The organism is Paenalcaligenes hominis (assembly GCF_041359055.1).
Taxonomy (GTDB): Bacteria; Pseudomonadota; Gammaproteobacteria; order Burkholderiales; family Burkholderiaceae_B; genus Paenalcaligenes; species Paenalcaligenes hominis_A.
Window position 1 is genome coordinate 132,130 of the sequence record NZ_JBGJKZ010000003.1, and the last position, 25,107, is coordinate 157,236.

At 46.5% G+C, this 25,107-nt stretch carries 22 protein-coding genes and 4 tRNA genes; 21 read left to right on the top strand and 5 right to left on the bottom strand.

The annotated features are described in order from the left end of the window. Genes ACBP46_RS07820 through ACBP46_RS07835 form a run of 4 tightly spaced genes read left to right on the top strand, consistent with a single transcriptional unit; the run spans position 1 to position 3,928 of the window. Positions 1 to 738, top strand: a complete 738-nt coding sequence (locus tag ACBP46_RS07820; RefSeq protein WP_371016185.1) for an SDR family NAD(P)-dependent oxidoreductase — start codon at positions 1 to 3, stop codon at positions 736 to 738. A 28-nt stretch (positions 739 to 766) separates the two neighbouring features. Next, positions 767 to 1,519, top strand: a complete 753-nt coding sequence (locus tag ACBP46_RS07825) for an SDR family NAD(P)-dependent oxidoreductase (RefSeq protein WP_371016186.1) — start codon at positions 767 to 769, stop codon at positions 1,517 to 1,519. A gap of 21 nt (positions 1,520 to 1,540) precedes the next feature. After that, entirely contained in the window at positions 1,541 to 3,277 is a 1,737-nt protein-coding gene (locus ACBP46_RS07830) for an FAD-dependent oxidoreductase (protein WP_371016187.1), read from the top strand. Between the two features lie 36 nt (positions 3,278 to 3,313). Further along, positions 3,314 to 3,928: a glutathione S-transferase family protein gene (locus ACBP46_RS07835; RefSeq protein ID WP_371016188.1), complete on the top strand. Its 615-nt coding sequence runs from the start codon at positions 3,314 to 3,316 to the stop codon at positions 3,926 to 3,928. A gap of 18 nt (positions 3,929 to 3,946) precedes the next feature. On the opposite strand, the gene ACBP46_RS07840 is transcribed toward ACBP46_RS07835, so the two are convergent. After that, positions 3,947 to 4,036, bottom strand: a tRNA-Ser gene (locus ACBP46_RS07840). A gap of 159 nt (positions 4,037 to 4,195) precedes the next feature. On the opposite strand from ACBP46_RS07840, the gene ACBP46_RS07845 reads away from it, so the two are divergent. Both ACBP46_RS07845 and yaaA read left to right on the top strand, forming a co-directional pair. Beyond that, positions 4,196 to 4,978 (top strand): 3-hydroxybutyrate dehydrogenase, encoded by a 783-nt coding sequence (locus ACBP46_RS07845; RefSeq protein ID WP_371016189.1) that lies wholly within the window; start codon positions 4,196 to 4,198, stop codon positions 4,976 to 4,978. An 11-nt stretch (positions 4,979 to 4,989) separates the two neighbouring features. After that, positions 4,990 to 5,772: a peroxide stress protein YaaA gene (gene yaaA / locus ACBP46_RS07850; protein WP_371016190.1), complete on the top strand. Its 783-nt coding sequence runs from the start codon at positions 4,990 to 4,992 to the stop codon at positions 5,770 to 5,772. On the opposite strand, the gene ACBP46_RS07855 is transcribed toward yaaA, so the two are convergent. Beyond that, positions 5,738 to 8,044 (bottom strand): FUSC family protein, encoded by a 2,307-nt coding sequence (locus ACBP46_RS07855; protein ID WP_371016191.1) that lies wholly within the window; start codon positions 8,042 to 8,044, stop codon positions 5,738 to 5,740. The genes yaaA and ACBP46_RS07855 overlap by 35 nt on opposite strands. Positions 8,045 to 8,247: 203 nt before the next feature. On the opposite strand from ACBP46_RS07855, the gene ACBP46_RS07860 reads away from it, so the two are divergent. From ACBP46_RS07860 to pssA, 9 genes are all read left to right on the top strand, one after another. Further along, positions 8,248 to 9,216: a TAXI family TRAP transporter solute-binding subunit gene (locus ACBP46_RS07860; protein ID WP_371016192.1), complete on the top strand. Its 969-nt coding sequence runs from the start codon at positions 8,248 to 8,250 to the stop codon at positions 9,214 to 9,216. A gap of 80 nt (positions 9,217 to 9,296) precedes the next feature. Next, positions 9,297 to 11,318, top strand: a complete 2,022-nt coding sequence (locus tag ACBP46_RS07865; protein ID WP_371016193.1) for a TRAP transporter permease — start codon at positions 9,297 to 9,299, stop codon at positions 11,316 to 11,318. Further along, positions 11,315 to 11,749, top strand: a complete 435-nt coding sequence (locus tag ACBP46_RS07870) for a DUF1850 domain-containing protein (protein WP_371016194.1) — start codon at positions 11,315 to 11,317, stop codon at positions 11,747 to 11,749. Before ACBP46_RS07865 ends, ACBP46_RS07870 begins: the two co-directional genes overlap by 4 nt. Before the next feature lie 73 nt (positions 11,750 to 11,822). Beyond that, on the top strand, positions 11,823 to 13,070 hold the full coding sequence (locus ACBP46_RS07875; protein ID WP_371016195.1) for a CaiB/BaiF CoA transferase family protein: 1,248 nt from the start codon (positions 11,823 to 11,825) through the stop codon (positions 13,068 to 13,070). 6 nt (positions 13,071 to 13,076) lie between these two features. Continuing rightward, positions 13,077 to 14,273, top strand: coding sequence for an acyl-CoA dehydrogenase (locus ACBP46_RS07880; protein ID WP_371016196.1), 1,197 nt, complete (start codon positions 13,077 to 13,079; stop codon positions 14,271 to 14,273). A 460-nt stretch (positions 14,274 to 14,733) separates the two neighbouring features. Continuing rightward, positions 14,734 to 16,467 carry a biosynthetic-type acetolactate synthase large subunit gene (ilvB, locus tag ACBP46_RS07885; protein ID WP_371016197.1) on the top strand — a complete coding sequence of 578 codons (1,734 nt, stop codon included), beginning with the start codon at positions 14,734 to 14,736 and terminating at the stop codon, positions 16,465 to 16,467. After that, positions 16,467 to 16,958, top strand: coding sequence for an acetolactate synthase small subunit (gene ilvN, locus ACBP46_RS07890; protein WP_077733713.1), 492 nt, complete (start codon positions 16,467 to 16,469; stop codon positions 16,956 to 16,958). The genes ilvB and ilvN overlap by 1 nt, the downstream gene beginning before the upstream one ends. 50 nt (positions 16,959 to 17,008) lie before the next feature. After that, positions 17,009 to 18,025 carry a ketol-acid reductoisomerase gene (gene ilvC / locus ACBP46_RS07895; protein WP_371016198.1) on the top strand — a complete coding sequence of 339 codons (1,017 nt, stop codon included), beginning with the start codon at positions 17,009 to 17,011 and terminating at the stop codon, positions 18,023 to 18,025. 115 nt (positions 18,026 to 18,140) lie between these two features. After that, on the top strand, positions 18,141 to 18,902 hold the full coding sequence (pssA, locus tag ACBP46_RS07900; protein ID WP_371016199.1) for a CDP-diacylglycerol--serine O-phosphatidyltransferase: 762 nt from the start codon (positions 18,141 to 18,143) through the stop codon (positions 18,900 to 18,902). A 30-nt stretch (positions 18,903 to 18,932) separates the two neighbouring features. On the opposite strand, the gene ACBP46_RS07905 is transcribed toward pssA, so the two are convergent. Then, on the bottom strand, positions 18,933 to 19,433 hold the full coding sequence (locus ACBP46_RS07905) for a hypothetical protein (RefSeq protein WP_371016200.1): 501 nt from the start codon (positions 19,431 to 19,433) through the stop codon (positions 18,933 to 18,935). Positions 19,434 to 19,614: 181 nt separating this feature from the next. Here ACBP46_RS07905 and rpsO point away from each other — a divergent pair, with 181 nt between their 5' ends. Beyond that, positions 19,615 to 19,884, top strand: coding sequence for a 30S ribosomal protein S15 (gene rpsO, locus ACBP46_RS07910; RefSeq protein ID WP_077733709.1), 270 nt, complete (start codon positions 19,615 to 19,617; stop codon positions 19,882 to 19,884). An 88-nt stretch (positions 19,885 to 19,972) separates the two neighbouring features. Next, positions 19,973 to 22,114 carry a polyribonucleotide nucleotidyltransferase gene (gene pnp / locus ACBP46_RS07915; RefSeq protein ID WP_371016201.1) on the top strand — a complete coding sequence of 714 codons (2,142 nt, stop codon included), beginning with the start codon at positions 19,973 to 19,975 and terminating at the stop codon, positions 22,112 to 22,114. 142 nt (positions 22,115 to 22,256) lie between these two features. Here pnp and ACBP46_RS07920 read toward each other — a convergent pair. Together ACBP46_RS07920 and ACBP46_RS07925 are read right to left on the bottom strand one after the other, a co-directional pair. Continuing rightward, positions 22,257 to 22,343: transfer RNA gene (locus ACBP46_RS07920), tRNA-Leu, on the bottom strand. Between the two features lie 19 nt (positions 22,344 to 22,362). Then, positions 22,363 to 22,452 (bottom strand) — tRNA-Ser (locus ACBP46_RS07925). Positions 22,453 to 22,642: 190 nt separating this feature from the next. Here ACBP46_RS07925 and ACBP46_RS07930 point away from each other — a divergent pair. From ACBP46_RS07930 to ACBP46_RS07945, 4 genes are all read left to right on the top strand, one after another. Continuing rightward, positions 22,643 to 23,617 (top strand): NAD(P)H-quinone oxidoreductase, encoded by a 975-nt coding sequence (locus ACBP46_RS07930; RefSeq protein ID WP_371016563.1) that lies wholly within the window; start codon positions 22,643 to 22,645, stop codon positions 23,615 to 23,617. 78 nt (positions 23,618 to 23,695) lie between these two features. Further along, entirely contained in the window at positions 23,696 to 24,436 is a 741-nt protein-coding gene (gene tpiA, locus ACBP46_RS07935; RefSeq protein ID WP_371016202.1) for a triose-phosphate isomerase, read from the top strand. A 19-nt stretch (positions 24,437 to 24,455) separates the two neighbouring features. Then, the gene (gene secG, locus ACBP46_RS07940) at positions 24,456 to 24,836 is read left to right on the top strand and encodes a preprotein translocase subunit SecG (protein WP_371016203.1); all 381 of its coding nucleotides are present in this window, start codon (positions 24,456 to 24,458) and stop codon (positions 24,834 to 24,836) included. 163 nt (positions 24,837 to 24,999) lie between these two features. Further along, a tRNA-Leu gene (locus ACBP46_RS07945) sits at positions 25,000 to 25,084 on the top strand. The last annotated feature ends 23 nt before the right edge of the window (positions 25,085 to 25,107 follow it).

Below are 25,107 nucleotides of genomic sequence, written 5' to 3' on the forward strand. Positions count from 1 at the left end.
ATGATGAGTACCTCCCCCCAGTTGGCCTTAGTCACGGGGGCTGGTTCGGGAATAGGCAAAGCAATTGCCGCCCAACTGGCCCAGAATGGCTATAAAGTTATTATTGCGGACATACGTCTAGAGGCAGCTCAACGAGTCATGAGTGGACTTGTGGAAATGGGTTTACAAGCGCAGGCAGTAGCTATAGATATTACTGACAGCCGAGCAGTAGCCACTTTGATTGATAAGCTGCCTCCTCTACAAATATTAGTGAATAATGCTGGCATTTTTAATGTGAAAGCATTTTTTGACTTATGTGAAGAGGACTTTAGACAAATGTATGAGGTCAATACTATATCGGTCTTTACCTTATCTAGATTAGCAGCTAAAAAAATGCCCGCTGGTGGCCGTATTATTAATATTGCTTCACGTTCTATGCTTGGCGCTAAAGAATATGTGCATTATGCGACATCTAAAATAGCCGTAGCGGGCCTAACACGCAGTATGGCTTTAGAGTTAGCTCAAAAGCATATCACAGTAAATGCTGTTTCTCCCGGTGTAATAGAAACCGATATGCTTAAAGCAAGATCAGATACCGATTTAGATCACCTGCGTACCTTGCAACCCATGGGAGAGTTGGGATCCCCACAACACATAGCGCATACTGTGGCTTTTTTAGCGCATCCTCAGGCTCAGTTTATCACCGGACAGGTTCTGATGGTGGATGGTGGCCGTTCTATAACTACGGCTTCTTTTTAAGTCGAGTTTGCAAAGATAGGAATTAACTATGTTGAGCTTCATAGATAAACGGGTATTGGTAACAGGAGCAGGAAGAGGGATGGGCGCAGTTATAGCTCATGGTTTTGCTGCACGCGGAGCGCACGTAATCGTGGCTGATATAGACCAAGATAATGCGCAAAAAGTAGCAACAGAAATCGCTCAGCTAGGCTTTAAAGCTTCAGCTCATAGGCTGGATGTGGCAGATAGTGTAGACGTTAAAAACTTTGCCCGAACACTACGCCAAACTCAAGGTCCTATGCATATAGTCATCAATAATGCAGGTATCTCAGGGCGTGAATCGGCAGAGCATGAAACTGAGGAGATGGTGTGGGACAGAGTTATAGCGACTAATCTAAGTGGAACGCGCAATGTAGCTTACGCTTTTAAAGAAGATTTAATTGCTACTCAGGGTAATTTAGTCAACTTTTCCTCCATAGTTGCTTTTGTTAGTGGCAGCTCTAGAGCTTCGTATATTGCCTCTAAAGGGGCTGTGCGCTCTCTAACTCAAGCTTTAGCGCGCGATTTAGGTAAATATGGAGTGCGAGTAAATGCTGTTGCTCCAGGTTTTATACTGACGGATATGGTGCAACCACAGTTAGCTACAGAGTCGGGTACCGATTGGTATATGCATCGTGCTCCTTTAAAACGAGGGGGGCAACCTGAGGAAATGGTGGGTCCTGTACTGTTTTTAGCTTCTGAGTTAGCTAGCTATGTGAGCGGTGTCATATTGCCGGTAGATGGTGGCTTTTTAGCTGCATAGGCATTTTAAGGAGTTATACGCATGACCCAAACATCTTCATCTGTCTCAGAGTGGGATGCTGAATATGATGTATTGGTAATTGGTTCAGGCGCAGCGGGTCTGTCCACAGCTATTACCGCTTCTATAGAAGGCGCTAAATCTTTAGTCATAGAAAAAACTGCTTATATAGGGGGCTCTACAGCTATATCTGGAGGTGCTATTTGGGCTCCGTTGCATGCTCAAAGTGCTCAAGCTGGCCATCTTGATAGTTTGGGAAATGTTAAAAAATACCTAGATCAAGTAGTAGGTTCTGCAGGCAAAGCTGAAACAATGGCTTGTTTTTTAAAGTATGCGTCTCAAATGGTGGATTATTTTAGTGAGCATGATGTGCTGCATTTGGTGGCCCGTACTTATGCGCCTGACTATTATCCAGATTTAGAAGGTGCTTTACTAGGGGGTCGCTCATTTGATCCTGTAGTATTTGATGGTAAGAAACTAGGTAAAAAGTATCTAAAAGAGTTGCGTAACCCATTGAGCGAGTTTATGGTTTTGGGCGGAATGATGGTTAATGTAACAGATGCAAAAAACCTTTTGGCGGCTACACGCTCTTTTTCCGCTTGGAAGGCTAGCATGAAGTTGTTAATACGTTATGCTCAAGATCGGCTTATGGGTTACCACAGAGGCACGCGCTTATTATTAGGAAATGCTGTAGCCGGTCAGCTTTTTCACAGCTTGTTACAGCGTGCTATACCTTATTGGTTAAACACCTCTTTAGAGCGTTTAGTGCAGGATGAGACTGGACGTGTAGTAGGTGCTATTGTTCTAAAAAACAGTAAAAAAATACGTGTTTTAGCTAAAAGGGGAGTGGTCTTAGCTACAGGTGGTTTTGCCTTTAATGAACAAATGCGCAACGAATATTATCCTCAGCCTACACAACTTTGGTCTATGGCTCCTAGTTCAAATACTGGTGATGGGATACAAAATGCACTAGCGGTTGGCGCAGCTATGGGTCAAGGCCATACTAGTCCCGCTTTTTGGGCACCAGTTTCTGTACGTCAATTAGCAGATGGCTCGTGGCAGCGTTTTCCTCATTTAGTTTGGGATAGAGCTAAGCCGGGTTTAATGGCAGTAAATGCCGCAGGTCAACGTTTCGTGAATGAGTCTACTTCCTATCATGAATTTGTGTTGGCTATGTATGAGTCAAATAAAGTTGTGCCTACTGTGCCCGCATTTTTAATTTGTGATAGTCCCTTTATGGAAAAGTGGGGAATGGGATTAGCTTTGCCTGGAGGCCGTCCTCGTCAGCACTTGGTTAAGGATGGTTATTTATATAAGGCAGAGACTCTACAAGAGCTAGCCGAATTATTGCAAATAGATACCGAGGGGTTAATCAACTCAGCAAAACAGTTTAATGATGCGGCACGGCTAGGCGTAGACACTGCTTTTGCTAAAGGTAGCACGTCTTACAACCGTTACTTGGGTGACCCCGACCATGGCCCTAACCCTTGTTTAGGGACTTTAGAGCAAGGGCCTTTTTATGCAGTAAAAGTTTATCCAGGAGATATAGGTACAGCACATGGTTTGGATTGCAATGAAAAAGGACAGGTGCTTAATGCGCAAGCAGAGCCTATACCAAGCTTATATGCGGTAGGAAATGATATGCAGTCAATTATGGGTGGATGTTATCCTGGCCCAGGGATTACTTTGGGACCAGCCCTAACTTTTGGCTGGCTAGTGGGCAGGCAATTAGCTCAAATATCATCAGATAGCATTCTATAGACGAAATTTTTAAATATACTTTTGGTTTGGAGTTAAATGATGAAGTTATATTTCTCACCTTTTTCCCCTTATGTGCGTAAGTGCTTGGTAGTGGGATATGAGCTAGGATTAAATGATCAAATTGAGTTACTTAACTCAAATGCTCATCCAGTTAACCGTGATCTAGAAATAGTGAAAAGCAATCCTTTAGGAAAAGTCCCTACTTTTTTTAATAAAAAAGGTCAGCCGTTGTTCGATAGTCGTGTGATTTGTGAATACCTAAATCATGAAGGTCGTGGTAACTTATTCCCCGTCCAAGCAGAGCAGCGTTGGACTGCTCTTGTTTTACATGCATTGGCTGATGGTATATTGGACTCGGCTTTATTAGCTCGCTATGAGACAGTAGCACGCCCAGAGCAATATTATTGGCAGGGTTGGGAGCAGGCTCAAATGGAGAAAATTAACTCTAGTTTAGATTATTTGGAGACCGGTAAATTAGAGCTTGACCAACAGCCTTGCATTGGTACTTTAAGCATAGCTTGTGCTTTGTGGTATTTGGATTTGCGTTTTTCTGATTTTGATTGGCGACAGGTATACCCTAAAGTCGCTGAGTGGTACGCTGAGTTCTCTCAAAGACCATCTATGCGCCATGAGTGGTCTTTAAAAGTTTAATCTTTTTTAAATAAAAAATGGCGGGCAGGGTGGGATTCGAACCCACGATACGCTTGCACGTATACTGAATTTCGAGTCCAGCGCATTCGACCTCTCTGCCACCTACCCGCACGCTACTTTTAATAAAAAAGTAAGACTCACATTCTATCAGAGTTTACTAAAAAAAGACCAGTGCTTTGTGTAGATTAAAGCAGTACCTTCCCCGAGAGCAACGCGCTACACTAAGAGTCATAACGAATGGGTTAGTGCTTTTTCTCGGAGAAATGAATGCTTACAGATAAAACAGCAGTGGTTACGGGCTCTACTAGCGGAATAGGCTTAGCTATTGCACAGCAATTAGCTTCCCAGGGTGCCAATATTATTTTAAATGGCTTTGGGGATGCTCAAGACATAGAAAAACTACGCGTGAATTTAGAGCTGCAAAACGATGTCAAAGTGCATTATATTGCTGCTGATCTAAGCCAGCCCGAGTCGGCCCGACAGTTCATACGCCAAGTCATTCAACTCATGGGCCGACTCGATATTCTGGTTAATAATGCCGGCATTCAACATACGGATCGTATTGAGTCTTTCCCTACCGAGCGCTGGGACCAAATTATTGCTCTAAATCTATCTGCTGTTTTTCACACTACAGCGGAAGCTCTACCGCAAATGCAAAAGCAAAAGTGGGGGCGCATCATTAATATCGCTTCAGCACATGGTTTGGTGGCTTCAGAGCAAAAAGCGGCCTATGTGGCGGCTAAGCATGGGGTGGTTGGCTTAACCAAAGTCACCGCGCTAGAAAATGCTGGTCAAAATATCACATGTAATGCTATTTGCCCTGGTTGGGTACGTACTCCTTTGGTAGAGGCTCAAATCGAAGCCTTGGCAGCGCAGCATCATGTAGATATTGAAACAGCTGCCCGCCAGTTACTAGCAGAAAAGCAGCCATCTTTGCAATTCGTGACACCAGAGCAAGTCGGTGCGGCTGCGGTGTTTTTATGCTCTGATGCCGCCCAACAGATGACGGGGACCACGATGTCCTTAGATGGTGGTTGGACAGCTCGCTAACAGAGGACATTATGTTATTTATTTTATCTCCCGCTAAAAAGCTTGATTACGACACCCCTGTACGTACCACATTATTTACCCAGCCTGTTATGGTGCCCCAAGCCCAAGCTCTTATAGAGGTATTGCGTACCAAACCTGCTGCAGAAATCCAAGCCTTAATGAAACTAAGCGATGCTCTAACTCAGCTGAATGTGCAGCGTTATCACGATTGGCAAGCCCAGTTCGATTTAGACAATGCGCGTCAGGCCGTTTTAGCTTTTAATGGGGATGTCTACGAGGGCTTACAGGCAAACACCTTATCGGATGTACAGCTTGAGTGGTTGCAACAGCACGCCTTAATTTTAAGTGGTTTGTATGGCGTGTTGCGCCCCTTAGACTTAATGCAAGCGTATCGCTTAGAAATGGGAACGCGTTTGGTTACCCCAAAGGGTAAAAATCTGTATGACTATTGGGGCAGCCAATTAGCGCAGTATATAAATCAGCATTTTGAGCAGCACCCAAGTCCGCACCCAGTAGTGGTGAATTTAGCTTCAAATGAATACTTTAAAGCCGTAGATAAAAAAGCATTAACTGTTCCTGTAGTCGAATGCGTTTTTCAGGATCAAAAAGGCGCTGACTGGAAAATTATTAGTTTTTATGCCAAAAAAGCCCGTGGTTTAATGCTGCGTTATGCGGTTGATAATCAATGCACTACGCCAGAGCACTTAAAAGGCTTTAACTACGAAGGTTATACCTTTGCTCCAGATGTGTCGTCAGCAACTAAGCTTGTGTTCCGCCGCCCCGAACCGAATTAAATAGCCGTCTAAATTGGCCTGGGGCAGGGGGCCCCGAACTTAATGCTAAGCCTTGCATGTCTTGACGTATAAGCTGCGAGGCTTTCATCATTTGACGTAACGGATACGCTAACATGGCTAATTCACCTTCGGTCTCTAGACTACCCACAGGTGGTGCATCAAGATTATTTAGCTCGCGTTCAATAAATACAATTGCATTATTTACCTCGGGGGGAATCTCTGTTAGCGAGGCCAATAATGGAATAGAAGCACTTATTTGCGATGCTAAAACATGGTTTTGGCTAAGCAAATTATTTAAGATCGCTACATTGTGTTGATGTGAGCTGGGCTCATTCATCATTCTATAAAAGCCTGAAGAAAAATTGCTAAAACTAACATGAACTTGGCGTCTGGCTAACTGCCATTGGGTTTCCGCTTCGGTGAGATCATGAGCTAATTTGCTAATGGTATCAGTGCTAAGAGCTAAAGCTTGTTCGTCGTGAGTACTAGTCGTGGCTGCTGTGTATTGGCGATTCAATTCCGCATAATACAAACCTGTGCGTAAATAGTTTTTATTGGCTTGTAAGGCGTCTTGGGCAGCGCCAGTCATCGAGTTTGATTCCCACCATGGCAAAATATAGCTACAAATCAGAGCGATGACACACCCGATTAACGTGTCTACAAAACGCTCACCAATAATAAAGCTGCTGCTACTGTGCAAGAACTGAAAAGCAATCAATACGAAAACTGTATTGAACATGGCCGACAGCATATAGTTTACGAGCGTTAGGCTGTTGCCCAATATATAAGCAAAAAATAATACGATTAAATACACCTCGCTGTTAGAGGTGGTCTTTAATAGCAGCAAGGTCAAAACGCAACCCAAGGCCGTGCCTGCTAAACGATAGGTATTGCGTTGCTTAGTTAAAGAGAACCCAGGTTTTAAAATAACTAAGCACGTCATAATGATCCAGTAGCTGTACGAGGTCAAAGCGCTAAGTATTTCTGTCTGAGGAGAAAAATACGCCGCTACAGTTGGTACCGTTAAGCTTAATAAACAGGCGCAGCTAATGCGCACCGCATACCTAAATGTGGCTGAGTTCCAGCGTAAATTACTGGTTAGCATGCCAAACCGGATTTCATCCCGTGATAAAAAGCGACTTAGGGATTTTTCTAGATACTGGTCAAGTGGAATGTCATTGCTAGGGCTGCGGGTTTGCGCTGCCATGTGATTAATTAGCTTTTGAATATTGCGTAATCTACGCACAATTTGCACAAGTAAAGCATAGATCTCGGGCTGTTCTTTGTTGAATTGGTTTTTTTTATAACGTTCCAGCTCGTATTCTAGGGCACGTATTTCTGCTTTAGCGCTTTGTGGGGCTTGGGTAGTGCGGCGGCGCGAGACATTAAGCGCTATACGGCCTACAGCCAAACCCATTTGGTACAAGGCATCGTGTGTAAACAATAGAAAATCACACTTGCCCATAGCGCGACGTAAATTAACGTAATCGGTGTGACTGGCGACAAGTGAGTCACGTAAACTTTCCATATTAACGTAAATCGCCAGCATAGAAAGACGGGTGGACTCAGCAGTACCGCCTCCGCCTTTAGGCAGTTCGCGTAACACCATATCGCGTGCTGCTTGTTGGGATTCAGTCATGTCAGCTTGAATTTGAATCAGCTGACGGTACGTGTCATCCAGTTCGCTATCTGTATCGTAGAATTTAGCGCGTTGCTGCATGTAGGCCGCCGTAGAAAATAGCGCTACAGCCAAGGTGCTGCGCTCGTCTTGATAAAAGAGCAAACGCCTAAATAGCACACTAAAAGAAAAGTAAAAAAAAGCGCCTGCTGCTGAGGTTAATGTATGGATAAATACCTCATCAGGACTCATGGGGTAGCGCAGGGTAAGCACCATCAACAGCAAACAGGCAAACCCGATTAGCCCCCCGCGCTTTCCATATACATTTAACATGGAATAGCAAAAGCCAAGGGTAGGCACTAATAACCAGATGGCTATTGATGAGCTAGAGCTTAGTCCAGTAATACAAGCGGTAAAGGTGCCTAGAATGGCAGCACCTAGCATTTCATTGGTGCGGTAGCGCCTTGGGCCGCCCGCTTGGTCAACAATGGCAACGCATAATGCGCCCATCGCCGCAATAATGCCTAGGTGATAGAGCTTAAAAATACCCCCTAAAATAATAACAGGTAACAGCACGCCAATAGATTGACGTAATCCAGCCAATAAATGATGGCTGTAAAAAAAACGCTGTAAGGGGGGAATAGGGAGAATCATGAAGCCAGCAAGTTCACTCTAGAAAAGATTAAGTATACCTAGGTGAGTGGCTTTTGCACTCTTTTGCAAAGAGCGATTTGGGGTAATCCCGTCTTGTGATGCAGAGCAATACACGGCAACGTATCAAAGAGGATAAATCCGACATATACGATAAGAAACATCTATCCTTATTACTTGGGTAGTACCAATATCTGGAGACATATATGCGAGTGAAAAAATGGATTGTTGCCGCGGCCGTAACCAGTGCCTCAGCATTTGTAGCGTTTTCTGGTAGTGTCCAAGCCCAAAAGGCTCAATTTGTTAATGTGCTCACCGGAGGGCAAAGTGGGGTTTATTATCCTCTTGGGGTGGCCATGGCACAGCTATATGCACAAAAAATTCCCGGTGTAAAAGCCACCGCACAGGTTACCAAAGCCTCTGCGGAAAACATGAACCTTTTACAAGCAGGCCGAGGTGAAGTCGCTTGGTCGTTGGCAGACTCAGTTTCTGATGCTTGGGAGGGCAACGAGGAGGCCGGGTTCACTAAAAAGCTCGATAAACTACGCGGTCTCTCAGCCACCTACAACAACTATATTCAAATCGTAGCAAATGCCGATGCCGGTATTAATAGCCTAGAGGACTTAAAAGGCAAGCGTATTTCAGTAGGTGCCGCGCGCTCAGGCACCGAACTTAACGCACGCGCCATTATAAAAGCAGCAGGTCTAAGCTATGACGACTTTGCCAAAGTCGAGTATTTACCTTTTGGTGAGTCTGTCGAGCTCATGAAAAACCGTCAACTAGATGTCACCTTGCAGTCTGCTGGCTTAGGCGTTTCATCAATCCGAGACTTGGCCACTGCCGTAAAAATTGTGGTAGTTCCCATTCCCAAAGAGGTAGTAGAAAAAGTAGGCAAAGCTGCGTATCAGCCTGGCATCATTCCAGCCAACACCTATGCGGGCCAAGATCAAGACCTTCCCACCGCAGCTATTCCAAACTTCTTAGTCACACACTCTGATGTGCCCGAAGAGCTCGTCTATGAAATGACTAAAACTCTCTATGACAACTTAGGGGCTTTACAGTCAGCTCACAATGCAGCTAAAGCCATTGATCTTAAAAACGCAGCCACTGGGATGCCGGTGCCTATTCACCCTGGTGCAGAGCGCTATTACAAAGAAAAAGGCATTATCCAATAATACGCGCAAGTAAAACGGAACGAGGACGGCTTCTTTAGGTAACAGATGCCGTCTTTTCTGAGGCTGTTAAGGGTTTTTTAATGAATCTTGATCAAGAAAAATCAATGGATGCGCTGCCTAAAGCAGTGTTTGCTGTAGCAGTTCTGTTTTCTGCATTCCAAATCTACACCGCAGCATTTAGCCCCATGTCTAGCCAAGTTATACGTGCTATTCATGTGGGCTTTGTTATTTTGATGATTTTTACGCTTTATCCCACTTTTTTTGGCCGGCGTATTCCTTGGCTAGGCTGGTTGTTAGGTGGGGTTGGCTTTGTATTTAGTTTTTACCACTGGGTTTTTGAGTCGGACTTAACGGCTCGTGCAGGTGAGATGACCGATACGGATATGGTCATCGGTATTGTATTGATTGTGATGGTTTTTGATGTCACGCGCCGCATGATGGGGTGGGCCTTACCTATTATTTGCGCCTTGTTTTTGGCATATGGCTTATTTGGCGAGTATTTACCTGGCGCTCTAATGCACAGAGGCTATGGGTTTGATCAAATCATAGGCACATTAGGTTTTGGGACCGAGGGGATTTACGGTGTGCCTACCTACGTTTCATCAACCTATATCTTTTTGTTTATTTTGTTTGGCTCATTTCTTGAGCGCGCCGGCATGATCGGTTTATTTAGTGACTTTTCCATGGGCATGGTGGGTCATAGCCGTGGTGGTCCAGCCAAAGTGTCTGTGGTGAGCTCAGGTTTAATGGGCACCATTAATGGTTCTGGCGTGGCGAATGTAGTCACTACTGGTCAGTTCACCATTCCATTAATGAAACGCTTTGGCTATAGCTCCTCGTTTGCTGGTGGTGTAGAAGCAACCTCCAGCATGGGTGGGCAAATCATGCCACCGGTAATGGGCGCGGTGGCTTTTATTATGGCCGAAACCATTAATGTCCCTTACGTGGAAATAGTAAAAGCGGCAATTATTCCTGCTTTGCTTTATTTCTTTACGGTATTTTGGACTGTGCACCTCGAAGCGGGACGTAAAGGTTTAGATGGTTTACCGCGCTCTGAGTGCCCTGACCCCTGGAAAGCGGTCAAAGAAAAATGGTACCTATTGGTGCCATTAGTGGGGCTGGTTGCATTGCTATTCTCTGGTTATACCCCCTTGTTTTCTGGAACTGTAGGTTTGGGTTTAACTGCGATCTTAATTTTTGGCGCTGCTGTCATGAGCAATGTGTCATCGATGACGCTGCGTTATATTTTCTGGATAGTCTTGGCTCTGGCGTGTTCGGCATTTATGCAGGTCGGAGTCATCAGCTTTTTCGTTATTATTGCTCTGCTGGTGGCGATTTTGCTGGTCAAAAAACACCGTGAACCAGTCTTGCGTGAATCCTTAGTTTCCTTAGCTGAGGGCGCTCGCCATGCGCTGCCTGTGGCTACGGCGTGTGCATTGGTCGGGGTTATTATTGGCATTATTAATCTTACCGGTGTAGCCGCAGAGTTTGGTGGGCAGGTTATAGCCATTGGTCAAAACAATTTGCTTTTGGCACTGGTTTTAACCATGGTGACCTGCTTGCTCCTGGGGATGGGCATTCCCACCATACCCAATTACATTATTACTAGCTCCCTAGCGGCACCTATTCTTTTGGATTTAGGCGTGCCGTTGATCGTATCCCACATGTTTGTGTTTTATTTTGGGATTATGGCGGACCTGACGCCACCCGTGGCGTTGGCGGCTTTTGCGGCAGCACCTATTGCTAAAACATCCGGTTTAGCCATTAGTTTTCAAGCATTGCGCGTAGCTATAGCGGGGTTTATCGTGCCATATATGGCCGTTTATGCACCTGCTTTAATGCTTCAAGATTACTCAAGCTGGTTTGAGGTAGCGTATGTGGTGGGCAAAGCGTTATTAGCTATTGTGCTGTGGGGGGCAGGTGCGACGGGTTTTCTCTTGGGGCGTTTAAATGCACTTGAGCGCATATATGTTGTGCTAGCAGCGGCTTTGCTCGTGTGGGCAAACCCTCTTTCAGACCAACTAGGAGCCGCTGCCACAGTGCTTTTTGTGGTTTGGCATGTGTGGCGTATTAAACGCAAAACGGTGGGCGTATCCGTATGAGTTGGGTAATAACAGTGGGGGCTTGCATGCAGTGGGCCGCTGCTGTGCCTGCTCCGGTCGTAGTTATGCCCACGCAGGCTTTTACGTTGGCTTGGCAGCACAGCATAGAGAAAGTACGTTGGGAAGAGGATTACACCATAAAGCTAGATGCTATTTCTCAACAGCCTGTGCTGCTAGCCGGTTTAGCTCGTGTAACGGGTTCTGCTGCTGGCATGGAGCCACCTCCTAACGCCAAATGGCGAGCAGGGTGGTATGAATACCAGCCCGAACCAATTAAGCAGCCTGTTTTGACCTTAATGCGCTCTGAATACACCGCCGATTACGAATGGTGTGAGCAAGATCAATGCAGGCCCTTAGCAGACTACTTACCATCAGATGGCGGTGTGACCCAGCTAAGTGCGTGTCAGCATTGGAAATGGTCAGCATTTTGACTTATCAACGTGCGCAGAAAGCCTCGTCGTTTATGACGAGGAAGATGTCAATTGACTCAATAGGATAAAGACGATGAGCGGTTTACGTGTAGCGCCTTTAACTGGATTACGGGTTTTGGATTTGACCCGGGTATTAGCAGGACCATGGTGTACGCAGAATCTTGCTGATTTAGGGGCTGAGGTCATCAAAATTGAACGCCCCAATCAGGGTGACGATACCCGACGCTGGGGGCCGCCCTACATGCCAGATGATTCAGGCCAACCGTCTAACGAAGCCGCTTACTATGCTGCGGCCAACCGCAATAAAAAATCGGTCACTATAGACATAGCCACTCCGGCAGGGGCCCAAGCTATCCGCAAGTTGGCCGTTCAAAGCGATATTTTGGTAGAGAATTTTAAAGTAGGTGGGCTCAAAAAATATGGTCTTGATTATGAAAGCTTACGTCTGATCGCTCCCCGTTTGATTTACTGTTCAATTACAGGGTTTGGTCAAACGGGCCCGTATGCCGAACGTCCTGGCTACGACTTTATGATTCAAGGGATGGGAGGGCTAATGAGTATTACAGGAGAACAAGACCCTCTGCCTGGTGCGGGCCCTCAAAAGGCAGGGGTTGCCGTAGCCGACCTCATGACAGGCATGTATGCCACAGTAGGTATTCTTTCGGCTTTGCATGAGCGTAACCAAAGTGGACTGGGTCAACATATTGACATGGCGCTTTTAGACTGTCAGGTGGCCATGTTGGCAAACCAAAATATGAATTACTTAGCCACCGGCCAAGCACCCACACGAGCAGGCAATGCTCACCCTAATTTAGTGCCTTATCAGGTATTTACTGTAGCAGATGGTCATCTCATTATTGCGGTGGGTAATGACACACAGTTTCAAGCCTTAACTCGGGTATTGGGTTGCCCAGGGCTAGCTCATGATGAGCGTTTTGCAACGAATCCGCAACGTGTGCGCTATAGAGAGCAACTAATTCCTTTACTACAGCAGCGTTTACATCAAGGCAGCCAAGCCCATTGGCAAACGCAGTTAGAGCAAGCTAATGTGCCTGTGGGGCCCATCAATACCCTAGACCAAGTCTACGCTGATCCACAGGTTCAAGCACGGGGCTTAAAACTCACTTTGCCCCATGCTGAGATTGGTCACATGAGTTCTGTGGCTAATCCTATACGATTATCAGGTAGTCCTCTTAGTTATAAAACAGCGCCTCCTTGTTTAGGGGAGCACACCGAACAAGTTCTTAGCGAATTGCTTGGCTTGGACTCGTCTCAGATTGAGGCGTTGCAAGGCAACCGTCACGATTTTATTAAGGAGTAAGTACTCATGGCAGCACGTCCTTCATTTCATTGGGAAGATCCTTTGCTTATCGATGCGCAGCTCTACGAAGAAGAGCGTATGGTGCGCGATGCCGCGTTGGCTTATGCTCAGGAAAAACTCGAGCCCCGTGTGCTTAATGCGTTTAGAAATGAGCAGACTGACGTTGAGATTTTTCAAGAAATGGGGGCGCTCGGTTTGCTAGGGCCTACTATTGCTGAAAAATACGGTGGGGCCGGATTAAATTATGTCAGCTATGGCTTGATTGCGCGTGAGATTGAGCGTGTGGATTCGGGTTATAGATCTATGATGAGTGTGCAGTCTTCATTAGTTATGGTTCCCATTGAAACATTCGGTTCCGAGCAGCAAAAACTTAAATATCTGCCTAAACTAGCCAGTGGCGAGTGGGTGGGTTGCTTTGGCTTAACTGAACCAAATCATGGCTCAGACCCAGGTGCTATGGAAAGCCGAGCTCGACTCACTCCTGACGGGTCTTATGTGCTGCATGGCACCAAAATGTGGATTACCAACTCCCCTATTGCCGATGTGTTTGTGGTGTGGGCTAAGGTCGTGGGGGGTGACGACGACGGTAAAATACGTGGCTTTATCTTAGAAAAAGGGATGCCAGGTTTAAGTGCGCCCACTATTCATGGCAAAGTAGGGTTACGGGCTTCCATTACCGGTGAAATTGTTATGGATGGCGTCGAGGTCGATGCCGAGCAAATGTTGCCTCACGTCAGTGGGCTGCGTGGGCCATTTACCTGCTTAAATTCTGCGCGTTATGGAATTGCATGGGGCGCGCTAGGGGCGGCAGAGTTTTGTTGGCATACGGCACGTCAATACACCTTAGATCGTAAACAATTTGGGCGTCCTCTGGCTGCTACACAACTTGTGCAGAAAAAGCTGGCTGATATGCAAACAGAAATTACCTTGGGTTTACAAGGGTGCTTACGTTTGGGACGCATGAAAGACGAAGGCAGCGCTGCGGTTGAAATCACATCAATTATGAAACGTAATTCTTGTGGTAAAGCTTTAGACATTGCACGCATGGCGCGTGATATGCTGGGGGGCAACGGCATCTCAGACGAGTTCGGTGTAGCACGACACTTGGTAAATCTAGAGGTGGTCAATACTTACGAAGGAACGCATGATGTGCATGCGTTAATCCTCGGCCGCGCACAAACCGGCATACAAGCTTTTTTCTAAAAATCAGCCATTTTGCAAAAGCCAAGTTCATTGCTTGGCTTTTTTTGTTTTAAAGAGCTACGAAATGCGTTTTTAAGGGTATGCTATTGCATTGCACAATACCAACATGCTATGGCTTGGGGTTGCTTAGGGTTTGATAAACGGGTTATTCTAATTAATTCATTCTTATCAGAATGAATTAATAGGCTTTAAGTTGCACGGTTATCCGCCTGTTATTTTGCGCCTTTTTTACTGCTGCTGGCCGCGTCACAAGCGTGTGCTGCCGGGCTTTCGTTTCAAGCTGTACGCCATGTTGGCGTGATTGCCGTATCTCACAGAGTGCAGATGGCTCTGTAATGTGTCTAGGTGGCAAAGCCCTGTGGGCTTTAAAGCGCTAGGTCATGTTGCAGTTGCTGATTCAGACTCCGGCTTAGGTGCCAAGTGGGGTGTTTGAGCAAAACCTGAAAGGAAAACTATTATCATGGAACTTAATGGCGCCGATATCGTGGTGCGCACCTTAGCCGAAGAAGGGGTTGAACACGTTTTTGGCTATCCCGGTGGTGCGGTACTTTACATCTACGATGCTATTTTCAAGCAAGACAAATTTCGTCATATCTTAGTACGTCATGAGCAGGCGGCTGTTCATGCGGCGGACGCGTATTCACGTTCGTCCAACAAGGTTGGCGTAGCTTTGGTAACCAGTGGCCCTGGTTTGACTAATGCGGTGACGGGTATTGCTACTGCTTATACGGATTCAATTCCTATGGTAGTCATTAGCGGCCAAGTCCCTAGTCAGGCTATTGGTGAAGACGCTTTCCAAGAGTGTGATGCTATAGGTATTACACGCCCTTGTGTTAAGCACAACTTCCTCGTTCGCGATGTGCGCGACCTAGCAGATACCATTCGCAAAGCATTCTACATTGCCAAAACCGGACGTCCTGGTCCCGTGTTGGTTGATATCCCTAAAGACATTACAGTAGCGATGGCACGTTACACCCCTAAAAAAGGTGAGCCGCGCTTACGTTCTTATATGCCTGTTACTAAAGGGCACCAAGGGCAAATCAAAAAAGCGGTTCAGTTATTAGCCCAAGCCGAGCGTCCCATGATTTACGTGGGGGGTGGTGCTATTTTGGCTAATGCTTCAGCCGAGGTCATTGACCTAGTCAAGCAAACGGGTGCGCCATGTACCACTACATTAATGGCTTTGGGCGCATTCCCAGGGTGCGATGATCAATACGTAGGTATGCCAGGTATGCACGGCAACTACGAGGCAAATATGGCTATGCAGCACTGTGATGTGTTGATTTCCGTAGGGGCTCGTTTTGACGACCGTGTTATTGGCAATCCACGCCACTTCGCCCAAGTACCCCGTAAGATTATTCACATTGATATCGACCCGTCATCAATATCTAAACGCGTCAAAGTCGATGTACCTATTGTGGGCTGTGTCAAAGACGTGCTGGTAGAGCTCAATGAGTTCTATCAACAATCTAAAGCCGCTAGCCAAGCCAAAAAAACGGCATTGGCAAAATGGTGGCAACAAATTAATGAATGGCGTGGCGTTGAGTGTCTGTCTTACCAAAAATCTGACAGTGTAATTAAACCTCAGTCCGTCGTTGAGGCCCTCTGGGAAGTCACTGGTGGCAATGCCTTTGTGACCTCTGATGTGGGGCAGCACCAAATGTGGGCTGCTCAATACTATAAATTTAATCACCCGCGTCGTTGGGTTAACTCTGGTGGCTTGGGCACCATGGGTGTAGGCTTGCCGTATGCCATGGGTGTACAAATGGCTAACCCAGGCGCTGATGTGGCAGTTATTACTGGCGAAGGCTCTATTCAAATGAATATCCAAGAGCTCTCCACATGCAGCCAATACCGTTTATCACCCAAGGTGCTTTGCTTAAACAACCGCTATTTGGGTATGGTACGCCAGTGGCAAGAAATTGATTACGGTTCTCGTTATTCCGAGTCGTATGTTGATGCGCTGCCCGATTTTGTCAAACTGGTTGAAAGCTATGGCCACGTGGGTTTACGTATCGAAAGCCCTTCCGATGTTGTTCCTGCTATCCGTGAAGCCTTTACTAAACATAAAGACCGTTTGGTTTTCTTGGATTTCATTACTGATCAGTCTGAAAACGTATGGCCAATGGTGAAAGCCGGTAAAGGCCTAACAGAAATGATTCTCAGTGCAGCGGATCTCGAGGAGGGGGCATAATGAAGCACGTTATTTCCGTTTTATTAGAAAACGAACCCGGCGCGCTGTCTCGGGTAGTTGGTTTGTTTTCTGCACGGGGTTACAACATTGAAACCTTAACCGTTGCGCCAACCGAAGACGAAACCCTGTCTCGTATGACTATTGTAACAGTGGGTTCAGATGAAACCATCGAACAAATCACCAAGCACCTCAATCGTTTGGTTGATGTAGTGAAAGTGGTGGACTTATCCGAAGGCCCGCATGTAGAGCGTGAGCTCATGCTAATTAAAGTTCGCGCTGTTGGAAAAGAGCGTGAAGAGCTAAAGCGTATGGCTGATATTTTCCGTGGTCGTATTATTGATGTTACCGATAAGACCTACACCATTGAGCTTACCGGTGTACAGGAAAAAATCGCTGCTTTTATTCAAGCTATAGATCGTAGTGCTATTCTTGAAACGGTGCGCACTGGTGTTTCCGGCATTAGCCGCGGTGAACGCATCCTAAAATTATAAAAACACCTCGTTTAGATTAAGACAAATCAAATCGTTTTTCGGAGTTATCCATGAAAGTTTTTTACGATAAGGACTGCGATCAGTCTCTCATTAAAGGCAAAAACGTTGCCATCATCGGTTACGGTTCACAGGGTTATGCCCACGCAAACAACTTGAACGATTCAGGTGTTAACGTAACAGTTGGCTTACGTAAAGACGGTGCGTCTTGGTCCAAAGCCGAAGCCGCTGGCCTACAAGTAAAAGAAGTCGCTGACGCAGTTAAAGATGCAGACGTGGTTATGATTTTATTACCTGACGAAAGCATCGCTGAAGTTTATCGTAATCAGGTTGAGCCCAACATTAAAGCCGGTGCTGCTCTTGCTTTTGCACATGGTTTTAACGTGCACTATGGTCAAGTGGTGCCGCGTAAAGACGTAGACGTCATTATGGTTGCTCCTAAAGCACCAGGTCATACCGTACGTGGTACGTACCAACAAGGCGGTGGGGTGCCACACCTTGTAGCCGTGTACCAAGACGTTTCTGGGGCAGCACGTGATGTAGCTTTGTCCTATGCTAGCGCAAACGGTGGTGGCCGTGCCGGTATTATTGAAACTAACTTCCGCGAAGAAACAGAAACCGACTTGTTCGGTGAGCAAGCTGTACTATGTGGTGGTGCTGTAGAGCTCATTAAAGCGGGTTTTGAAACACTAGTCGATGCGGGCTACGCTCCTGAAATGGCTTACTTCGAGTGTTTGCACGAGCTAAAACTTATCGTAGATTTAATCTACGAAGGCGGCATTGCCAACATGAACTACTCCATTTCTAACAACGCAGAATACGGTGAGTACGTAACAGGTCCTCGCATTATTACAGACGAGACCCGTAAAGCCATGCGCGAGTGTTTAGAAAACATTCAAAACGGCGAATACGCAAAGAACTTTATTCTAGAGCACGCAGCAGGTGCGCCTTCTATGACAGCTCGTCGTCGTATTAATGCTGACTCACAAATTGAGCAAGTGGGTTCGCAGCTACGCGCCATGATGCCTTGGATTGCAGCGAACAAGCTAGTAGACCAAAGCAAAAACTAATAACTTACTCTTAGTTATTAGTAATAAAACCCCTGCCAAAGGATGGCAGGGGTTTTTTTCTGGGTTATGCTGTAGATTAAGTATAAAATACCCTTTTTTTTTATATAGAACGTGTATGCCTAACTTGCATTCCGAAGACAAGCGTCGCCGTAGCATTTATTTGCTACCAAATGCGTTTACTACAGCTAATTTATTCGCTGGCTTTTATGCCGTGGTTCAGGCCATGGGCGGGCACTTTGAGGTGGCTGCCATAGCGATTTTTTTGGCTATGGTATTTGATGGCATGGATGGGCGCGTGGCACGTCTAACTAATACGCAGTCAGCCTTTGGAGAGCAATACGACTCCATGGCAGACATTATTTCATTTGGTGTTGCCCCGGCTTTTGTCATGTATGTGTGGGTGCTTCAGGATTTGGGTCGTTGGGGCTGGCTTGCTGCTTTTGTGTATGTGGTAGGAGCAGCTCTACGTTTAGCGCGTTTCAATACCAATATTGCCGTTATCGACAAGCGTTTTTTCCAAGGCTTACCCAGCCCAGCTGCAGCAGCATTAATTGCCGGCTTTGTGTGGTTAGCGGTAGACAACAAAATCAATGTTGATGCTCAGCCCATGTCTTGGTTGGCTTTTACATTGACGGTTTATGCTGGCGTTACGATGGTGTCGAATGCTCCATTTTATAGTGGAAAATCATTTGCACTGGGCCGTAGTGTTCCGTTTTGGGTCATGCTGCTTTTTGTTTTGCTTTTTGTTTTTGTGTCGTCTGATCCACCCATTGTTTTATTTAGTTTGTTTATTGTGTATGGGTTATCGGGTTGGGGGCTCATGGCGTGGCGTTGGCGCAAGGCCAGACGGCTTGCTGCTAGTCGACGCGCAGAGTAATAAAAACGGTGCTTAGGCACCGCTTTTATTTTAAAAGTTAAAAAAAGTTGGTTCTTCGCGCAACGATAGTGGGTCGGGGCCAGGGTGATGATGTTTGACTAAGCCGTCATCGCCAAAATACACGTACATAAGTGCTGGCCAGACGCTGCTTTGCTTGTAGCGATAAGACCAAACCCGCATTTTGACACCCACATAGGGGGTGTAGTCTTTTTCAGCAGGAGGGCCAAAATGACAAAATACACGCTCTTTAGTCCAGTCGCCTTGGCTTAGCTGCTCGAACTCGTGGTCAGACAGCACTTGTGTCATTTGAACTAGTTCGTGTTGTTCATTTACATCAGCAGCCCAGGCAAATTGACCAAAAGGTTGTTGGCTCCATATAAAACGCTGGGGCAGCTGTGGGGGGCAAGCCACAGAGGGGCGGCCAAACTGGCGCTGTAGTTCACTTAGCGGGGTGCCGGGCGGCATGTCACTAAGCGTAGTACAAGCGCTAAGGACTAAAGGGAAAAGGGCCAAGCACAGTTTTCGTAACATAACGTCTCCTGATAATAAGGCCTAATTAATGAGATACACACTGCCGCATGCATTTATTCTTATTATAGTATCGGCTTTTTGCTTTAAATCCGTTATAATTTTCTACTTGGCTTAATTTTTAAGCTTTTTGTATTGCACGTCAGAGCATTCTCGGCCCTGACGCATGTTTATCGAGGTTAAAATGTCTGGTACAAATATCAATAAAGCTGAAGTCGTTGAACAATTTCAACGTACTAAAGGCGACACAGGTTCTCCTGAGGTTCAAGTTGCACTACTAACTGCACGCATTACAGTGCTAACAGAGCACTTCAAGAGCCACAAAAAAGATCATCACTCACGTCGTGGTTTGTTAAGCATGGTAAGTCGTCGTCGTAAATTGCTCGACTACCTAAAAGATCGCAAACCTGACTCTTACCGCCAACTGATCGAAAAACTCGGTCTACGTAAGTGATACTCGGGCCTGGTCCCGCGATACAGCCGTGCATCTGGCGAGCCTAAGCTCGCTGTGCGCGGCTTTTTTATTGTAAGGATATATCCTAATGTTCAATAAAGTGACGAAGTCATTTCAATATGGACAGCACCAAGTTGTAATTGAAACGGGCGAGATTGCTCGCCAAGCGTCTGGTGCTGTACTCGTGTCAGTTGAAGACACGGTTATCTTAGCTACTGTGGTTGGTGCTAAAAAAGCAAAGCCCGGCCAAGACTTCTTTCCTCTAACTGTTGATTATGTAGAAAAAACCTATTCTGCGGGTCGTATTCCCGGTGGTTTTTTCAAACGCGAAGGCAAGCCATCCGACCGTGAAACATTAACAGCTCGCCTTATTGATCGTCCATTGCGTCCTTTGTTCCCCGAAGGCTTTTATAACGACGTTCAAATCATTATTCACGTTTTATCTGTTAACCCAGAGATCCAGCCAGATGTGCCAGCAATGATTGGTGCTTCGGCTGCATTAGCCATTTCAGGTATTCCATTTAATGGTCCTGTTGGCGCTGCGCGTGTTGGTTACATTAACAACGAATACGTTTTAAACCCTGCTTCCTCTCAAATCCAAGAGTCTGATCTTGATTTGGTGGTAGCCGGTACCGAGGCTGCAGTGCTTATGGTAGAGTCCGAAGCCGAGCAGTTGTCTGAAGACGTAATGCTAGGTGCAATTGCGTTTGGTCACGAGCAAATGCAAGCAGCAATCAATGCGATTAATGAATTAGTCGAAGAGGCAGGCAAGCCCGAGTGGGACTGGCAGCCAGCACCGGCTAACGAAGCCCTAATCGCTGCGGTTAAAGCAATTGCCTTTGATGATCTCAAGGCCGCTTATCAAATTCGCCAAAAACAAGCGCGTACTGATGCATTAAAAAACGTACGTACTAAGCTTGAGGCCGCTCTTAGCGAGCAGGCTGCAGCAGCTAACGAAGCCGCAGCCGACTCTGTTGAAGTCGACAACATTGTATTTGGCCTAGAGAGCGAAATTGTTCGTGGTCAAATTTTAAATGGCGAGCCGCGCATTGATGGCCGTGATACACGCACAGTACGTCCTATCGAGATTCGTCTCGGGGTGTTGCCGCGAGCTCATGGTAGTGCGTTATTTACTCGTGGTGAAACTCAGGCATTGGTTGTGACCACATTGGGCACACGTCAAGACGAGCAAATCATTGACTCCGTTATGGGCGAAGCGCGCGATCGCTTTATGCTGCATTACAACTTCCCACCGTTTGCTACTGGTGAAACGGGTCGTTTTGGTGCGCCTAAGCGTCGTGAGATCGGTCATGGAAACTTAGCCAAGCGTGCGTTGACACCTTTGCTTCCTAGCCCCGAAGACTTCCAGTACTCCTTGCGCGTTGTGTCTGAAATCACTGAGTCTAACGGTTCCTCTTCTATGGCATCGGTTTGTGGTGGCTCACTGGCTATGATGGATGCAGGGGTACCATTAGCGCATCACGTGGCGGGTGTTGCTATGGGTCTAATCAAAGAAGGCGGCAAGTTTGCTGTACTTACCGATATCTTGGGTGATGAGGATCACCTTGGCGATATGGACTTCAAAGTAGCGGGTACCGAAGATGGGATCACCGCTTTGCAAATGGACATTAAAATCCAAGGTATCACTACCGATATCATGCGCGTTGCTTTGGCCCAAGCCAAAGAAGGCCGTATGCATATTTTAGGCCGTATGCAAGCCGCTCTAGATGGTTCTCGTACCGAGCTATCAGCTTTTGCGCCACGCATGCTCACTGTCAAAATTAATCCCGACAAGATCCGTGATGTGATTGGTAAAGGTGGTGCGACAATTCGTACCTTAACCGAAGAAACTGGCACGCAAATTGATATTGGCGATGACGGTACCATTACTATCTCTAGCGCAGATCTAACTATGGCCCAAGAAGCCGAGCGTCGTATTAAAGAACTCACCGCCGAGGTTGAGGTCGGTCAAGAGTACGATGGTTCTGTGGTTCGGGTGCTGGACTTTGGTGCGATTGTTCAGGTGTTGCCAGGTAAAGACGGTCTACTGCATATCTCCGAGATCGCTAACTACCGTATCAATAACATCAATGATGTAATTGCTGTGGGTCAAGCTGTACGTGTTAAGGTTATCGAAGCCGATGACAAAGGCCGTTTACGTTTGTCTATGAAAGCAATTGGCGGTATTGAAGCTCAAGGTGGTCCACAAGACCCAGCTAGCGAAGAATAATCAATTCTTCTGAAGCACAGCAAAACCCCTCTTAGGAGGGGTTTTTTGTTTGGGGGTGTTGCTTAGGTCGAGTAGAGTTTAGGGAAGTCGCATAGCAGAAATGAAAAAAGCCCTGACTAGTGCTAGTCAGGGCTTTAAATCTTGGTGCATCCACCCGGAATCGAACCGGGACGAACTTGCGTTCGAGGGATTTTAAGTCCCTTGCGTCTACCTATTCCGCCATGGATGCGGCGTTTGTGTAATTGGTGTGGCGGAAGCGGTGAGATTCGAACTCACGGATGAGTTACCCCATCGCTGGTTTTCAAGACCAGTCCATTCAACCACTCTGGCACGCTTCCGGTGCCTAACTACGCAAATTGTTTTTTTAGTCTTTTTGCATCGGCATCAAGCTAAAAAAACTATATTAGCCTATCTAAAATTAAAAGTCACGCATTTTTTAACTAAAAGACGCTAAATCATAAAAGCTGATGCTTTATAATGACATTGATGACTGATAATAGGACTACGGAGGAAGCAGTGTCTGAATTAATGAATGTGGTTGAGATTACCGTCCCAGGTGGGCCCGAGGTGCTATCGTTGGCGCAACGTGAAATACCAACACCCCAAGCTGGGCAGGTGCTGATCAAGGTGGCTGCTGCTGGCGTAAACCGTCCCGATGTTTTTCAGCGTCAAGGTACTTATCCGCCACCTCCTGGTGCCTCCGATCTCCCCGGGCTAGAGGTTGCGGGTACGATTGTAGCGGGTGATCTGACCGGAACGGACTTGCAGCTAGGTGATGCCGTTTGTGCCTTAGTGCCTGGCGGTGGTTATGCTGAATATGTGGTTACACCGGCGCAACATTGTTTACCTGTGCCAAAGAATCTCTCTCTGATCGAGGCAGCGGGGCTAGCGGAAACCTGCTTTACTGTTTATAGCAACGTTTGGATGCGAGCGGCATTACAGCCGGGCGAATCATTATTAGTGCACGGTGGCGCAAGCGGTATAGGTACCACTGCTATACAAATGGCAGTAGCGCTTGGGCATACGGTGTATGCGACGGCAGGCTCGGATGAGCGTGTGCAAGCCATTGAGGCGCTGGGGGCTGTAGGTATCAATTATAAAACGCACGATTTTGTTGAGGTGGTGCAGCACCATACTCAAGACAAAGGGGTTAATGTCATCTTAGATATGGTCGCAGGCGAGTACATAGATCGAGGCCTACGGTGTTTAGCGGATGATGGACGTTTGGTTGTGATCGCTTTGTTGGGCGGGGCAAAAAGCACCATTAATATGGCGCAAATCTTACGTAGACGTTTGCATATCACTGGGTCAAACCTACGTCCTCAGTCTGATGCGAAAAAAGCAGCGATGGCTCAGGGCTTACGCCAGCATATTTGGCCTCTAATTGAAGCGGGTGAATTGCGACCTTTGATTCACGCTACTTACCCCTTAAAAGAGGCGGCCCAAGCACACAGCTTGATGGAAAGTGGGGCGCAAATAGGCAAGATTATTCTAACTGTCTAGTTTTTCTTAGGTGCTACACGTTACAATGCGTGGTTTGGCTACCTGTTTGTGGTGTGGGACCACGTTTGGGCTTTTATTATGACTAGACAACGATTAGTAATAGGCAACTGGAAAATGAATGGTTCGCTAGAGCAGAACCGTCAGCTCTTAGAGCAATTGGTTGCGCAGCGGGATGAGTTCTTAGCTCAAAATCATGTTGTTGTGTGTGTGCCACACCCTTATTTAGCGCAAACACAAAATGCGCTGCAGGATTCGGGCATACAGTGGGGTGCGCAAAACCTCAGTTCGCAACAAAATGGAGCCTTCACCGGCGAGGTTTCTGCAGCCATGCTGCAAGATTTTGGTTGCCAATGGGCACTAGTAGGGCATTCAGAGCGTCGTGCCTTATATGGCGAAACCGATTTGGATGTGCTTTTAAAAACCAAGGCAGCTCTGGATGCAGGTTTAACCCCTGTGGTGTGTGTGGGTGAAACAGACAAAGAACATGCTGAGGGGTTAACAGAAGCTATTGTTTTGCAGCAGCTTCAGTCCATACTAAAATTAGATGCTGAGCAGTTAAAGCGTTTAGTGATTGCGTATGAGCCCGTTTGGGCCATAGGTACTGGAAAAAGTGCTACGCCAGAACAAGCCCAAGCTATTCATGCCTATATCAGGGAACTCTTAGCTCAACACGGGGCTGGCTCTGTTCAGATTCTTTATGGGGGCAGTGTTAATGCCACCAATGCGCAGGCATTGTTTGCTATGCCAGATATTGATGGGGCGTTAGTAGGCGGCGCATCATTAAATGCAGTCGATTTTTTATCTATAGCAGCCGCATAAGCGGCTCGGAGTCAAATTCATGGAATGGTTATCTCCTTTGTTGCAAGCAGTACAGGTTATTGCTTCGCTTTCTATTATTGGTTTGGTGCTTTTACAACAAGGTAAGGGCGCTGATATGGGTTCGGCCTTTGGTGCTGGTTCGGCAGGTAGTGTGTTTGGTGCAGCAGGCGCGGCCAACTTCCTCTCCCGTATGACCCGTTGGGCTGCCATTGTGTTTTTTATTGCTACTGGTGGTTTGGCTTGGGTGGCTCATCATCCTGTTCGTGTCGAAGCAGAAAGCAGCATTATGCAGGGCTATGAATCCATTGTTCCAGGTGTATCTGTTGCACCAGACCAACAGTTGGATGCTCCTGTTTCTACGCCAGAGGTACCCCAAGTTCCGACTTCGCCTGCGCAATAGTTGCTTAATCTTACCTGTCTAGTTGATCGTCATTGAAAAAATGAATTGTTGTGAGTTTGCAACGAGATTTTGAAAAAGGCGCTTTGTTTTTTCAATTAGATAGTGTTTTTTTAGACAGGCGTGGTATAGTTTGGTCTTCGTTGTTTAGGCATATCTAAACAAGGCCGACGTGGTGGAATTGGTAGACACGCTATCTTGAGGGGGTAGTGGCGAAAGCTATGCGAGTTCGATTCTCGCCGTCGGCACCAGAATTTTTAAAAACCGAGCATGG